We start from the raw sequence: 14636 nt of genomic DNA on the forward strand, positions 1-14636 counted from the left end.
ATGCCCGCACGTACCGCCAGGACCGCTTGGAACGGCTCGCTCGAGGAGGGCTCGGGGCAGGTCGAGCTCACGAGCTCGGGCGTCTCGACGTTCGACGTCTCGTTCCCGCGCCGCGCCGCCGACGACGCCGAAGGCGTCACGAGCCCTGAAGAGCTCATCGCCGCCGCGCACTCGTCGTGCTTCGCCATGCAGCTCTCGGCACTGCTCGCGGAGGCCGGGGCCACGCCGGTCGCGCTCGAGGTCAGCGCCACGGTGTCGCTCGGTGAGGACCCGGCAGGCGGGTTCCGCATCCCCTCGATCGAGATCACCGTGCGCGGCGAGGTCGAGGGCATCGACGCCGCGAAGTTCCAGGAGGTCGCGGAGAGCGCCAAGGCGACGTGCCCGGTGTCCAAGGCGCTCACCGGCACGGAGATCACGCTGGACGCGACGCTCGAGTCCTGACCGAGGACCTCGATTCCGGCCGACCCGGGAAGCCCGGCTCCGTCGTCCGACCTCTTCGGGTCCGGGCGCGGGGCCGGTGTCGGTTCCGGAGGCGGGACCGGCTCAGAGCGGCAGGAGCGGCGGGGTCTGCGACCCGGCGCCGTCGCGGATCCCGCGGACGGTCTCGGCGAGCGTCGACCGCGCGTCGTGCCGCGGGGTCCAGTGCAGGATCGTCCGGGCGAGCGTCGTGTCGAGGACGGGGGAGTCGAACAGCGTCGCCAACCAGATCGGGTCCACCGGCGCGAGCCCGATGCGGGAGGCGACGGCCAGCGACCGTCGCGCGGCGCTCGGCGAGATCTCGCGCAGCTCGCCCGCCGACACCAGGTCGGCGAAGTCCTGCCCGTCGAGCACGTCCGGCGCCGCCACGTTGAACGCCCCGGGCTGGCGCTGGACGACGATCCGGTGGAAGGCGTCGGCCAGGTCGTCCGCGTGGACGACCTGGACCCGCAGCCCCTCGGGCCACAGGACGAGGGGCACGGTCCCGTCCTTGCGCAACGGCCGGGACGGGAGCTTCCCGACGACGTCGCGCACGAGCTGGCTCGCCCCGCGCCGGTGCAGGACGATCGGCGACCGCACCGAGGTGACGACGACCTCGTGCTCCTGGGAGAGCCGGACGAGGTGCCGCTCGACCTCTGCCGTGGACGTCATGGGTCGCTCGGCCGCCGCGGACCGGCCGGCCGGGGTGTCCGCACGGGCCCACGGGGCGCTCGCTGTCGCGTCGCCGCCGCGGACGGGCCACGACTCCACGCGTGGCTCGTCGCCGCCGCTCGCCGCGTAGGCGCCGGTGCACGAGCCCGCGACGACGTGCGCGACGCCTGCGGCACCCGCGGCGTCGAACACCCGGCGGGCGATCTCGACGTCGGTCGCCCGGCGTTCGCCGACCGACGAGCGGGTGCGCGGCGTCCTGGCGAGATGGATCACGGTGTCGGCCCCGCTGAACGCGGCGACGAGCCGGCCGCGGACCTGCCCGGCCGACGGCCCGGCGAGGTCGATCCGCTCCCAGGTCGCGGCGTCGTGCGGGAACTCGACCGTGGACGCTCCTGAAGGACGGGGCACCCGGCGGGCCACCCCGACGAGCGACGTCACCACCGGTTCTCGGGCGAGCGCGGCCAGCACCGCCGTCCCGACGTTGCCGCTCGCACCGACCACCACCACGCGCATCTCAGACCTCCTGGTCCGACGGTAGTCGCCCGAGGCCCGAACCGGTCGACCGAGCGGTCTCGGCGGGTGCGAGCCCGAGCCCGTCGATGCTGGAGACGATGATCGCCTCGACGTCGGCGCGGTCGAGCAGCGCCGCCGTCCTCCCGTCGGGTTCGCCGCCACCGGGCGGGGGCCCGTCCCCGCCGCCCCGTCGAGCCAGTCGGCCGCGATGCTCTCCACGAGCGCTACCCACCCGCGCGCCAGCGCCCTCGAGCGCGCCGTCGCGCGGGACGTCGCGTCCCGTTCCGCTCGGCCGGCCGCCGCGGCGCGCTCGGCGTCGCCGCCTCGAGCCTGCGCACCGTGGGTCGAGCGCACCATCCGGTCCACCAGCGTGGAGCGGATCTCGTCGAGCACGGTCCCGGTCTCGACGTCGTCGGCGAGCTCGCCGCGCCAGATGTCCCGCCAGACGGCCCGGCGGACGACGACCGCGTCGAGGAATGCCGCGGCGAGGTGGGCGCGCCGGGCCCGGTAGTCGAGGCCCTCAGGTGCACGGAGTCGGGCGTCGAGCTCGTGGACGACGTGGAGCGCCACGGCGCGGCGCAGCCCGTCGGTGGAACCGAAGTAGTGGAAGACGAGCGCCTTGGAGCGCCCGGCCCGTGCGGCGACGACGGTGGGGGAGAGGGCCGCGAGCCCGTCGGCCGTCGCGGCGTCGAGCGCTGCCTCCAGCAGCTCGCCGCGGCGCTCCGCCGGGTCGCGTCGCGCTGCGTTCCGTGGGCTCATGGTGCAGTCCTATCAGACCTGTTGACCTGAGGTCAACAAGTGGCGTATCTTGTTGATCGATGGTCAACAACGGAGGAAGCATGCAGATCGGGCTCGAGCAGGTCGGGGTGCAGGGCAGGCGCGAGCCGCTGCTCTCGCCGTTCTCGGTCGACGTCCGCACCGGGACCGCGGTGCTCGTCGCCGCCGAGCCGGGGCACGGGCACACGGCGCTCGCGCTGGTCGCCTCCGGACGCATGCGCGCCTCCGAGGGCCAGGTGCTGCTCTGGGGGGACCGGGACGGCGGGTCCGGCACCCCCGTCGGCGACGCGGTCCCCGACGGGGAGGCCACCTCCTCCGCACCTCGCCTCCGCGCCGTCACCGCCGTCGTCGACGTCCCCGGGATCACCGGGCCGGACGACGCCCTCACGGTCGCGGACGTCGTGGCCGAGGGCCTGTCCCTGGCCGGGCGGCCGGACTGGCCCGGCGACGTCGCGCGCTGGATCGCCGAGCACGCGGTCGGCGCCGACCGGGACGCGCGCGTCGACCAGCTCGACGGACCCGACCGCACGGCCCTGCTCATGGCGCTCGCCGCCGCCGACCCGGGCGTCCGGTTCCTCTTCCTGGTGCTGCCCGACCGCCACGGCGGCCACCCCGCGGAGTGGTGGGAGATCGCCCAGGGATGGGCCGCGCGGGGCTACGGCGTGCTCGTCGGGGCGACCCGGTCGTCGGCGCGGATGCTGGGCGCCGACCTCCCCCTCGCTCGGGACACGGGCACGTGGGCGGCCCCGCCCGTCGTCGCGCTCGTCTCGACGCCGGGACCGGACCTGGCGCCGGACCTGGCGCCGGACTTGGCGCCGGAGCAGGCCCCGGAGCAAGCCCCGGAGCGGGCCACGGAACCAGACCCGACCCGAGACCTGGCACAAGAGCCGTCCCCCGCACGGCGCCGCGCACCGGCGTGGCCCACCTGCTCGACACCGACGAGGACGACCGATGACCCCCTTCCGGCTCTCCGTGAGCGAGCTGCGCCGTCTGACCTCGGGCACGCTGCCCAAGCTGGCGATCGTGGCCATGGCGATCATCCCCACGCTCTACGCGGGGCTCTACCTGTTCGCCAACGGCGACCCGTACGGCAAGCTCGACCAGGTCCCCGCGGCGCTCGTCGTCGCCGACGAGGGCGCCCCGGTCACCGACCCCGAGACCGGGGAGACCTCGACGAAGAACTTCGGGCAGGACGTCGCGGACCAGCTCCTCGACGACGGCGGCTTCTCCTGGGTCGAGACGACCGAGGCCGACGCCGAGGACGGCGTCCGGGACGGCACCTACGACGCCGCGCTGCTCATCGGTCCCGAGTTCTCGAGCGACCTCGTCTCGAGCTCGAACTTCGAGCCCAGCCAGGCGAGCCTGCGACTGGTCACCAACGACGCGAACAACTACCTCGCGACGACCATCGCGGACACGATCGTCGGCGAGGTGCGCGACGCGATCGCGACCGACGTCGGGACGGAGGCCGCAGACACGTTCCTCGCCGGGCTCGACGACGTCCACACGAACCTCGCCGACGCGGTCGCCGGAGCGGACGAGCTCCTCGACGGCGCCACGCAGCTCCAGGACGGCCTCGCGACCGCGGACGACGGTGCACACGACCTGGCCGACGGCGCGGGCGCGGCCTCCGACGGCGCGGCGCAGCTCGCCGCGGGCGCCTCGGACCTCACCGACGCGACCGGGCGGCTGGCCGACGGCGCCGGCGCCCTGTCGGCAGGCGCGTCCGACCTGGACGCGGGTGCCGGCACCCTCTCTGCGGGTGCGGACGGCCTCGCGTCCGGTCTCGAGACCCTGCGCAGCGCCACGGACGACCTGCCGGCGCAGGCGAAGGCGCTCGCGGACGGCGCGAGCCAGGTCGCCGACGGCGACGAGAAGGTCGCCGCCTACGGCGACGACGCCGCGCAGGCGGTCGACGACGCCGGGGCGCGGCTCGACACCTGGCGCGCCCAGATCGAGTCCGACCTCCAGGCCCAGGGCGTCCCGCAGGCCGACATCGACGCGATCCTGGCGGACCTCGACGCCCTGCGAGCGCCCCTCGCCGACGCCGGGACCCAGATCAAGGACGCCACCGCCCAGCTCGACACCCTCGCCACCGGCGCACGGCAGGTGTCGGACGGCGCAGCGCAGCTCTCCGCGGCCGCCCCCGACCTCGCGGCCGGGGTGGGCAGCGCTGCGGACGGTGCCCAGCAGGTCCGCGGCGGTGCCTCGGACCTCGCGGACGGCGCGTCCGACCTGGCGGACGGCGCGTCGTCCCTGGCGAGCGGCGCGTCCAGGCTCGACGACGGCGCCGGCACGCTCAGCGGCGGCGCCGGCGACCTCAGGGACGGCACGGCCGCCCTCGCGACCGGCGCCACGACCCTGGCGGACGGCACGGCCCGGCTGAGCGACGGGTCGGGCGACCTCGTCGACGGCGTCACGCAGCTGCGCGACGGGCTCGCCGACGGGCTCGGCCAGGTCCCCGACGTGGACGAGGACACCGCCGACGCGACCGCGAAGAACATCGGCGACCCGGTCGCCGTGCAGTCGGACGACGTCGCTGCCGCCGGCAAGTACGGCGCCGGCCTCGCACCGTTCTTCCTGAGCCTCGCCGCCTGGATCGGTGCCTACGTCCTGTTCCTGCTCGTCCGACCCCTGTCGACCCGGGCGCTCGCGGCGGGCCGGCCGGCGTGGCAGGCCGCCGTGGGTGGCTGGCTCACGCCGTTCCTCCTGGGGATGGCGCAGGTGACCGTGATGTTCCTCGTCACCGTGCTCGCCCTCGACATCGAGGTCGTCCACCCCTGGCTGACCCTCGGCTTCCTCGTGCTGATCAGCGGCACGTTCATCGCGATCGTCCAGGCGCTCAACGCATGGCTCGGTGCCGCCGGGCAGTTCCTCGGGCTCGTGCTCATGCTGGTGCAGCTCGTCACGGCGGGCGGGACGTTCCCGTGGCAGACGCTCCCCGAGCCGCTGCGCTCGATCCACTACCTCCTGCCGATGACCTACGGCGTCGAGGGCCTGCGACAGCTCATGTACGGGGGAACCTCGCCTCTGCGGCGCTCGACGCGGTCGTCCTGGGCGGCGTGCTCGTCGCCGCGCTGGCCATGACCACCTGGGCCGCGAGCCGCCAGCGGCTCTGGACCGTCAAGAGGCTGCAGCCCGAGCTCGTGCTCTGAGCCGGCCGCGTAGCCTCGAAGGATGCGGTCCGACCAGAGCCTCGCCCTGAGAGCCGCGATCCCCTGTGCGGTGGTCGCGGTGCTCGTGATCGTCTTCGCGCTCGCGGGCTGCTCCGAAGGTTCTTCGACGGGCGAGGGGCCCGCACCCGCCGCGGCGTCGAGCGACGCCACCGGTGCGCCGGACGACGCGGCGACCGACGAGGCCGCCGAGCAGCAGTTCCCCGACGTCGTGGGTGTCGAGATCTCGCCCGACGGTGGCGGGACCTTCTCCCTCGACGTCACGATCAGCTCGCCCTACGACTCGCCGGAGCGGTACGCGGACGGCTGGCGGGTGCTGGACGCGGACGGGACCGTGCTGGGCGAGCACACCCTCGCCCACGACCATGCGAGCGAGCAGCCGTTCACCAGGACCCAGTCCGGGGTCGAGATCCCCGACGGCGTCACGGAGGTCACCGTCGAGGGCAGGGACCAGCAGTACGGGTTCGGGGGCGGGACCTTGACCGTCGACGTGCCCCGCTGATCCTCACCGTCGCCGGACGTCCGTGGAGCCCCGCGGAGCGAGGTGCGAGAATCCGACCGTGCCTGATCTACCCCTGCAGAACGAGTCCGTGATCCCCACGCCGCCTGTCCAGGAGCGTGTCACCTCCCGGGATCTCGCCGAGGCCGAGGCGGACGCCGAGCGCACCGAGCGTGCCGCGCGCGAGGCGGTGGCCGTCGCGCTGCGCACCGTCATGTCCGGGAGCGTCGAGACGTCGGCGCGCCGGCGCGCCGAGTACTCCACGGACGCCTCGAACTACCGGGTGGTCCCCGAGGTCGTCGCGTACCCCGCGTCCGCCGACGAGCTCGCTTCCGCAGCCGAGATGGTGCGCGAGCTCGGGCTGCCGCTGACGGTGCGGGGCGGCGGCACGTCGACGGCGGGCAACTCGATCGGTCCGGGGGTCGTCCTCGACACGTCGCGGCACCTGGACACGGTCCTGGAGGTCGACGCCGAGGCCGCCACCGCGCGCGTCCAGCCGGGTGTCGTCATGTCGGCGCTCCAGAAGGTCGCCGCACCCCACGGGCTGCGGTTCGGCCCCGACCCGTCGACGCAGAACCGCGCGACGCTCGGCGGGATGATCGGCAACAACGCCTGCGGCCCGCACGCGGTCGCGTACGGCCGCACGGTCGACAACGTCGTGTCGCTCGACGTGCTCGACGGGCGTGGGCGCCGGTACGTCGCGGGCGCGGGTGACCCGGAGTTCCCGCAGGTCCCGGGCCTCGCCGAGCTGGTGCGCGACAACCTCGCGCTGATCCGCACCGAGTTCGGGCGGTTCGGTCGTCAGGTCTCCGGCTACTCGCTCGAGCACCTGCTCCCCGAGAACGGCTCCGACCTCGCCAAGGCGCTCGTGGGCACCGAGGGCACCGCGGTGACCGTCCTGGAGGCCACGGTGCGCCTCGTCCCGGTCCCGAGCCGGCCGACGCTCGTCGTCCTCGGCTACCCGGACATGCCCACGGCCGCGGACGACGTCCCCGCCCTGCTCCCGCTGGGTGCGCTCGCGATCGAGGGCCTCGACGCCCGGCTGGTGGACGTCGTCCGGCGCGCCAAGGGGGACGCCGCCGTCCCGGAGCTGCCGGCCGGGGCGGGCTGGCTGATGATCGAGGTCGCGGGCGCGACGGCCGACGACGCGATGGAGAGCGCGCAGCGCATCGTCGAGGCGTCGTCGAGCACCGCGACCGCGGTGTACCCGGCGGGCCCCGAGGCGACGGCCATGTGGCAGATCCGGGCCGACGGCGCCGGCCTGGGCGGTCGCACGCCCGCCGGGGAGCAGGCGTGGCCGTGCTGGGAGGACTCGGCGGTCCCGCCCGAGAAGCTGGGCCCGTACCTGCGCGACCTGAACGCCCTGATGGCGCGCTACGGCGTCGACGGCCTGATGTTCGGGCACTTCGGCGACGGGTGCATCCACCTGCGCATCGACGTGCCGCTCGAGGAGTCGGGCAGCGTGCTGCGCACGTTCGTGACCGAGGCGGCGACGCTCGTGGGCAGCTACGGCGGCTCGCTGTCGGGGGAGCACGGGGACGGGCGCGCGCGCTCCGAGCTGCTGCCGCTCATGTACTCGGACGAGGCGATCCGGCTGATGGAGCAGTTCAAGGCGCTGTTCGACCCGGACGAGGTGCTGAACCCGGGCGTCGTCGTCCACCCGCGCCCGGTCGACGCGGACCTGCGGCGACCGCTCGCGCACACGGTGCTCTCCAAGGCTCCGGCGGGGGCGCGTGGTCAGTCGAAGGTCACCGGGCACACCGGGTTCTCGTTCGCGCACGACCACGGCGACCTGACCCAGGCCGTCCACCGGTGCGTCGGCGTCGGCAAGTGCCGGGCCGACTCGACGGCGGCCGGGGGTTCATGTGCCCGTCGTACCTCGCGACGAAGGACGAGAAGGACGTGACGCGCGGCCGGGCCCGGGTGCTGCAGGAGGCGGTGAACGGCACGCTCGTCGGCGGGCTCGACGCGCCTGAGGTGCGGGAGTCGCTCGATCTGTGCCTCTCGTGCAAGGCGTGCTCGTCCGACTGCCCGGCGGGCGTCGACATCGCTCAGTACAAGTCGGAGGTGCTGCACCGTACATATCGCGGGAAGCTGCGCCCGGTGGACCACTACTCGCTCGGCTGGCTGCCGCGCTGGGGACGGCTCGCAGGCCTGGCACCGCGGCTCGTCAACGGTCTGCTCTCCTGGCGGCCGCTGGCGAAGGCGGTGCTCTGGGCCGGCGGCATGGACACGCGACGCACCGTGCCCGCGTTCGCAGAGATTCCGTTCCGCACCTGGTGGCGGCGCGGCAGCGCGTCGCACGGCGTGCCCGGGGCCTCGCCCGACACCCTGCCGGGGCGCCCGGTCACGGTGTCCAAGCCGAAGGTCGTGCTCTGGACCGACTCGTTCTCGGACGCGTTCGACCCCGGCGTGCCGCAAGCGGCCGTGACGGTGCTGCGCGCCGCCGGGTACGACGTCGTCGTGCCCGACGAGCAGGCCTGCTGCGGGCTGACCTGGATCAGCACCGGTCAGCTCGACGGCGCCCGCAAGCGCCTCGGCGACCTGCTGTCGGTGCTCGGGCCGTACGCCGTCAACGGCATCCCGATCGTCGGGCTCGAGCCGTCGTGCACCGCCGTGCTGCGCTCCGACCTGCTCGACCTGTTCCCCGACGACCCGCGCGCGAAGGCCGTCGCCGGGGCGACCCACACCCTGGCGCAGCTGCTCACCGGACCCGACACCGCGCCGTCCGACGACGCGGGATGGACCGTCCCCGACCTGTCGGACGTGCGGGCCGTCGTCCAACCCCACTGCCACCAGCACGCGGTCATGGGGTTCCGGGCCGAGGAGAAGCTGCTCACCGACGCGGGGGCGACGATCAAGACGCTCGCCGGCTGCTGCGGGCTGGCCGGGAACTTCGGCATGCAGAAGGGCCACTACGACGTGTCGGTGAAGGTCGCGGAGGCGTCGTTGCTGCCGGCCCTGGCGGAGGCGGAGGAGGGCGACGTCTACCTCGCGGACGGATTCTCGTGCCGCACGCAGGCCGACCAGCTGGCCGGGGTGAAGGGCACGAGCCTCGCCGAGCTCCTGGCCGCTCGGCTCTGACGGTCCTGCGTCCGGGGCGCGCCCGCGCGTTCTCCGATGCGTGTCCTCAGCGGCCTCCAGCGTGTCGCAGGGCATGATCCGCACCTCCGGGTGACGGTGTGCGGATGGAGTTCAGGGACGTCGTCCGCCGCCGCCGCATGGTCCGCCGCTACACCTCCGAGCCGGTCGCCCCCGCGGCCGTCGAGGCGATGCTGCGCCACGCCGTGCGCGCCCCGAGCGCGGGCTTCACCCAGGGCTGGTCGTTCCTCGTCCTCGACGTGCCGGACGACGTCGCGCGGTTCTGGGCGGTGACCTCGCCCCGGGCAAGGGGCGACGGCGGTGGGTCCAGCGCCTGGCTGGACGGGATGCGGACGGCGCCCGTGGTGATCGTCGTGCTCGCGTCCGAGGAGGCCTACCTGGACCGGTACGCCCAGCGCGACAAGGGCTGGACCGACCGCGCCCGGGACCGGTGGTCGGCCCCGTACTGGCACGTCGACGCGGGGATGGCGGCGCTGCTGATCCTCCAGACGGCCGTCGACGAGGGGCTCGGCGCCTGCTTCTTCGGCGTCCCGCCGTCGCGCGTGGACGCGCTGCGCGAGGAGTTCGGGATCCCGTCGGCCTGGGCGCCCACGGGCGCGATCACCGTGGGCCACCCGGACCCGGACGCCGCGCCGACCGGGTCGGTCACGCGGCGCGCCCGACGGCCGATGGGCGACGTCGTGCACCGTGGCCGCTGGGGGGCGTGATGGACCCCACCCCGGTCGCGGACGTCGTCGCCGTAGCATCGCGACATGGCAATCTTCGCGTTCTCCGTAGCCCCGCTCGGCGCCGGCGAGTCCGTCACGGACGCCGTCGCCGAGGCCGTCCGCATCGTCCGGGCGTCGGGCCTGCCCAACCGCACGACGTCGATGTTCACCGAGATCGAGGGCGACTGGGACGAGGTCATGCCGGTGATCCAGCGCGCGACGGAGGCCGTCGGAGCGGGCGGCCACCGCGTCTCGCTCGTGATCAAGGCGGACATCCGGCCCGGTCGGACGGGCGAGATCGACGGCAAGATCGCACGCGTGGAGGACCGGCTCGCGGGCGGTTCCCAGTAGTTCCCCAGGGGGCCGCGGCAGGGTGTGTCCCGACACGCCGACGCCGTCGGAACTTCCTGGGACGAACCGTTCCGGACACCGGGTCGAGGGCCGTAGGCTTGGCGCAAACGTCACCGATGGAGTCGCACCATGCCCCTGTTCGAGGTCGATCCCGAACAGTCTGTCCCCACCCCGCCGGAGCAGTCCGGCGACCTTCTCCCGAGCACCGCGCAGCAGGTCGTCGACGCACAGATCGACGCCCTGCTCGGTGAGCGCGTGTTCGTCGTCGCGCGCCGCCGGGACCCCGGCGACCCCTACGTGCTGGCGATCGACACGACCGGCGCGCCCGTCGTCGTCGACGTGGTCTCCGACCTCGACGAGCCCGCCTTCCACGCGTCCTTGCGACGCGCCGGCGTGACCGGCCGCCTCACGCACGCCGACCTCGCCGCCCGGTACGTCGGTGGGGCGGACCAGTTCGACGCTCACCTCGACCGGTTCTTCGACACGCTCCCGTTCTCGCCCCGACGGGCGGGCGCTGCCCGCCCGCTCGGTGGCGCACGGCTCGTGATCGTCTGCTCCACGGCGCGCGACGACGTCCTGGACGCGGTGGAGTTCGTCCGCCAGGCGGGGGTCGGACGACGGTCCTCACCGCGGGCGTCGTCCGCGCCGAGGACGGGCGCAAGTTCGTGGACGTCTCGACGCTCCCGGACGTCCGGACCGGCGCCGGGGGATACCCGACGATCGACCCGCCGCGACCGCCGGCCGCTCCCGAGCAGGTCGCGGCCCCGCAGAGCCGTGACGCCGAGGACGACGGGCCCTCGGGCGGTCCGGCTACGACCATCGCGGCTTCGACCAACGCCGCTCCGTCGTCCAGCACGGCGTCGACCAGCGCGGCTCCGACGGGCGAGGTCCCGATGGTCGACGCTCCGATCGACGACCGGCGACCGTCCGGAACACCGGCCCGCGACTCCTGGTCGTCGGGAACGCCGGCCCCCGACCCCTGGACCACGGGCGCGCCGTCCGGCGCCGGTCTCGGGGACGAGCGACGGCTGGACCGGTCCCTGGGCGGGTCGCCGGTGGACGCGTCGATCCCGGACGCGACCTCGGCGGCGGAGGACGCCGCGTGGCGCTCGGCGTTCGGCGCCGACCGGGCGGACGAGGTCGCGGCCCCGACCGCTGCCCGCAGCTCTGCGGCCGCCGGTGACGCGGACGAGGACGACTCCGACCTGCACGCGCTCGCCCGGTCGATCGGCCGACCCACCGAGCTCGTCTGGTCGCGGCCGCGTCGGGGCCAGCGGTTCGAGGCGACGCTGCGCACCGACGGCACCATCGTGCTCGACGACGGCACGAGCTATCGCAGCCCCGACTCGGCGGCGGTCGCCGTCTCGGGCAGGTTCTCGGCCGAGGGCTGGGCCGTCTGGCGAATCGGTGACGGCGGGCCGACCCTGACCGAGGAGTTCCGGAGCCGGTTCTCCTGACCGGCCCGCGTCACCCCCAGCCGTACCCCGCGAGCCAGCGGCTGATCTCCGCATAGAAGCGGGCCCGCGGGACGGGCGCCGACAACGCGAGGTCGTGGACGCCGTCCGGCACCCGGACCAGGCTGACGGACTGCCCGAGCGACGGCGCCCGGTGAGCGAGGGCCTCGACGTCGAGCACGATGTCCGCCGAGCGCATGGCCTCGCTCCACCGGGTGCTGATGATCGTGCGAGCGGACAGGAGCATGAGCACGGGCTCCGGGATCGTCAGACCCCGGGCGACGCGGGCGTGGCCGTCGATGATCGCGTTGAGCCAGCCGCCGCGCACCGGGAACGACGGCGTCGGCCGCCATCGCAGGTCCCACTCCCACTCGCCGCCCGCGCCGACGAGCAGCGAGCGCGCGTAGTAGCCGGGGTCGATGTTCGGCAGCGGGGCCTTGGGCTGGAAGCGAGCGAGCTGGCGGATCGCCGGGGTCGAGACGGTCCGGACCACCGAGGCGCCCTGCATCTCGAGCCACGGGGAGTTGAGCACGACGGCGTTCACGCGCCCGGGGTGCCGGTCGGCCCAGAGGACCCCCGTGAGGCCGCCCGTGGAGTGGCCCATGTAGATGACCGACGCGTGCGGGCCGAGCTCGGCGTGGATCACCTCCAGCGCGGCGTCGATGTCGGGGTCGTACTCGTCGAGGTTCGCGACGTACCCCGGGGTCTGGTGCGGGCGCAGACTCCGGCCGTACTTGCGCAGGTCCAGGGCGTAGAACGCGGCGCCCTGGTCGTGCCAGTACTCCGCGAGCCCGGTCTGGAAGAAGTAGTCGGACCAGCCGTGGACGTACAGGACCGCGCGGGCGGGGCGCGGCCACGCGTTCTCGCGGGGTGCGTACCGCACGAGGGTCGCGACCACGTCGCCCTCGTCGTCCTGGCCCAGGTCGAGGGTCCGTCGCCGGTAGTCCGAGCCGAGGACGTCCTCGACCCAGCCGTCGGACGGCGCCGGGACGGTCCGGCCGGGGGCGACGGCCTCCGGGATCGACCCGCCGAGCGGGCCTTCGGGGACGGCGGTCATGCGGTCGTCGTCCGTGTCGTCGATGGCGGGGGTGTCGGGGAGGTCGGGGGTGCGCACGAGGGCGAGGTCATGGCGTCAGCACGACCTTGCCGAACTGGTCCCCGGACAGCACCCGGGCGAGGCCGTCGCGCGCCGACGCGAGGGGAGCACCCGGTCGATCGTCGGCCGGACACCGGTCCTGACCATGAACCGCAGCAGGGCTGCGAGGTCGGCACGCTCGCCCATCGTCACGCCCTGGATGCGGATGCGGTGGTAGAACACCCGCGTCAGCTCCGCGGGCTCCGGGTCCCCGGACGTGAGCCCGCAGAGCGCGATGGTGCCGCCCGGGCGGACCGACGCGACCGAGTGCTTCCAGGTGGCGCGACCGACGGACTCGACGACGGCGTCGACCCGCTGCGGCAGGCGGGCGCCGGGCTCGACCGCGGCCACCGCCCCGAGCTCGAGGGCGCGCTCGCGCTTCTCCGTCGTCCGCGACGTCGCGTAGACCTCGAGGCCCGCGGCGGCGCCGAGCGCGATCGCGGCGCTCGTGAGCCCGCCGCCCGCGCCCTGGACGAGGACCCGGTCGCCCGGGCGCAGGTCGGCTGCGACGAACAGCATGCGGTAGGCCGTGAGCCAGGCCGTCGGCACGCACGCGGCCTCCTCGAAGCTCAGCTCGGAAGGCTTCGGGATCAGGTTCGCGGTGGGCACCGCCACCTGCTCGGCCAGGGTGCCCGGGTGCCGTTCCGAGAGCAGGGTCGTGGGCTCGTCGGGGCCGACCCCGTGCCCGTCGGCGCCGATCACGCCGTGGACGACGACGTCCGTCCCGTCCGGCGCGACGCCGGCGGCGTCCGTGCCGAGGATCATGGGCAGGGCCTTCGGGGAGAGCCCGACGCCGCGCAGCGCCCAGAGGTCGTGGTGGTTGATGCTCGCGGCGCGCACGTCGACGGTCGACCAGTGCTCGCGCGCCTCGGGGGCGGGTCGGTCGCCGACCTCGAGCCCGTCGAGCGGGGTGTCCGGGGACAGGGCGGCGGCGTAGGCGGCGAGCATGGGACCAAGGTAATCGGTCGTCACGACGGACGCCCGCGGCCCTCCCTCAGGGTGGACGAACCTCTCGGCGGGCCGCGTGGCCCCGACGACCGGTCGCACCGACGGAGGGAGAGACGATGCTCGAGGGGATCGGGACCGCGGGCGGTCGCGCAGGTGCGAGCCCGCGGATCGGGAGGGTGCTCGTCGAGCTGGACGCCGTGCGGCGGCCGCTCCCCGGGTCGGACGGGGTGGCGGTGTTCGTCGACGTGTACCGGGAGGTCACGGCACGGGTGGCGGTGCGGGTCACGGACGGCACGTTCCGCGACCCGGCGTTCGTCGAAGAGCTCGACGTCGTGTTCGCCGAGCTGTTCCTGGACGTCCCGCGGGCGCTCGACGCGGGGCGGCCGCCCGGAGCGGCCTGGGCGCCGCTCGTCGACCGACGGTCGACGCCCGGGATCTGGCCCGTGCAGCACGCGCTGGCGGGGATGAACGCCCACATCAACCACGACCTGGCGCTCGCGGTGGTCAGCGCGTGCGAGAGCACGGGTCGCACGCCGGGGGATCCCGGGCTCAGGGACGACTACGAACGGGTCAACGACGTGCTCGCCGAGGTCGTGCGGCCGATCCGTCAGGGGTTCCTCGATCAGGACGTGGTGCGCGCGGCGGGCGACCTCTCGGTGGCGGCCGACCTGGTGTCGAACTTCTCGATCGACGCGGCGCGGGACGCCGCATGGGCGTCGGCGCTCGTGCTGTGGGACCTGCGGGGGAACCCGTTCGTCGGGGACCTGGCGCGGGCGGCGCTGGCGCGGACGGTGGGACTGGTGGGGCGGCAGCTGCTCGTCCCCGCCGAGATGCCTGCCCCGCGGTGAC

General features: G+C 74.7%; 10 protein-coding genes and 2 pseudogenes. 8 read left to right on the forward strand and 4 right to left on the reverse strand.

Translation table 11 applies throughout. The features are described 5' to 3' along the window. Entirely contained in the window at positions 1-441 is a 441-nt protein-coding gene (locus QUE47_RS09185; RefSeq protein WP_286217043.1) for an OsmC family peroxiredoxin, read from the forward strand. Between the two features lie 102 nt (positions 442-543). Here QUE47_RS09185 and QUE47_RS09190 read toward each other — a convergent pair whose 3' ends face one another. Then, positions 544-2400: an NAD-dependent epimerase/dehydratase family protein gene (locus QUE47_RS09190; RefSeq protein WP_286217044.1), complete on the reverse strand. Its 1857-nt coding sequence runs from the start codon at positions 2398-2400 to the stop codon at positions 544-546. A gap of 32 nt (positions 2401-2432) precedes the next feature. Next, positions 2433-3020, reverse strand: coding sequence for a hypothetical protein (locus QUE47_RS09195; protein ID WP_286217045.1), 588 nt, complete (start codon positions 3018-3020; stop codon positions 2433-2435). Between the two features lie 349 nt (positions 3021-3369). Here QUE47_RS09195 and QUE47_RS09200 point away from each other — a divergent pair, with 349 nt between their 5' ends. From QUE47_RS09200 to QUE47_RS09225, 6 genes and pseudogenes are all read left to right on the forward strand, one after another. Further along, positions 3370-5505: a YhgE/Pip domain-containing protein gene (locus QUE47_RS09200; RefSeq protein ID WP_286217046.1), complete on the forward strand. Its 2136-nt coding sequence runs from the start codon at positions 3370-3372 to the stop codon at positions 5503-5505. A 90-nt stretch (positions 5506-5595) separates the two neighbouring features. Next, a complete protein-coding gene (locus tag QUE47_RS09205; protein WP_286217047.1) occupies positions 5596-6093 on the forward strand; it encodes a hypothetical protein in 498 nt (165 codons plus the stop codon). A 211-nt stretch (positions 6094-6304) separates the two neighbouring features. Beyond that, a pseudogene (locus QUE47_RS09210) lies at positions 6305-9174 on the forward strand (FAD-binding and (Fe-S)-binding domain-containing protein). A 104-nt stretch (positions 9175-9278) separates the two neighbouring features. Continuing rightward, complete coding sequence (locus QUE47_RS09215) at positions 9279-9899, forward strand: nitroreductase family protein (RefSeq protein WP_286217048.1); 621 nt, start codon at positions 9279-9281, stop codon at positions 9897-9899. A 45-nt stretch (positions 9900-9944) separates the two neighbouring features. Then, complete coding sequence (locus QUE47_RS09220; protein WP_286217049.1) at positions 9945-10250, forward strand: MTH1187 family thiamine-binding protein; 306 nt, start codon at positions 9945-9947, stop codon at positions 10248-10250. A 665-nt stretch (positions 10251-10915) separates the two neighbouring features. Next, positions 10916-11707, forward strand: coding sequence for a restriction system modified-DNA reader domain-containing protein (locus QUE47_RS09225; protein WP_286217050.1), 792 nt, complete (start codon positions 10916-10918; stop codon positions 11705-11707). Positions 11708-11717: 10 nt separating this feature from the next. On the opposite strand, the gene QUE47_RS09230 is transcribed toward QUE47_RS09225, so the two are convergent. Further along, entirely contained in the window at positions 11718-12818 is a 1101-nt protein-coding gene (locus tag QUE47_RS09230; protein WP_286217051.1) for an alpha/beta hydrolase, read from the reverse strand. 10 nt (positions 12819-12828) lie between these two features. Continuing rightward, positions 12829-13787: pseudogene (locus tag QUE47_RS09235) on the reverse strand (zinc-binding dehydrogenase). 116 nt (positions 13788-13903) lie between these two features. Between QUE47_RS09235 and QUE47_RS09240 the strand changes: the two are divergent. After that, a complete protein-coding gene (locus tag QUE47_RS09240) occupies positions 13904-14635 on the forward strand; it encodes a DUF5995 family protein (protein WP_286217052.1) in 732 nt (243 codons plus the stop codon). Position 14636 lies beyond the last annotated feature (1 nt).

The organism is Paraoerskovia sediminicola, assembly GCF_030296575.1.
Taxonomy (GTDB): Bacteria; Actinomycetota; Actinomycetes; order Actinomycetales; family Cellulomonadaceae; genus Paraoerskovia; species Paraoerskovia sediminicola.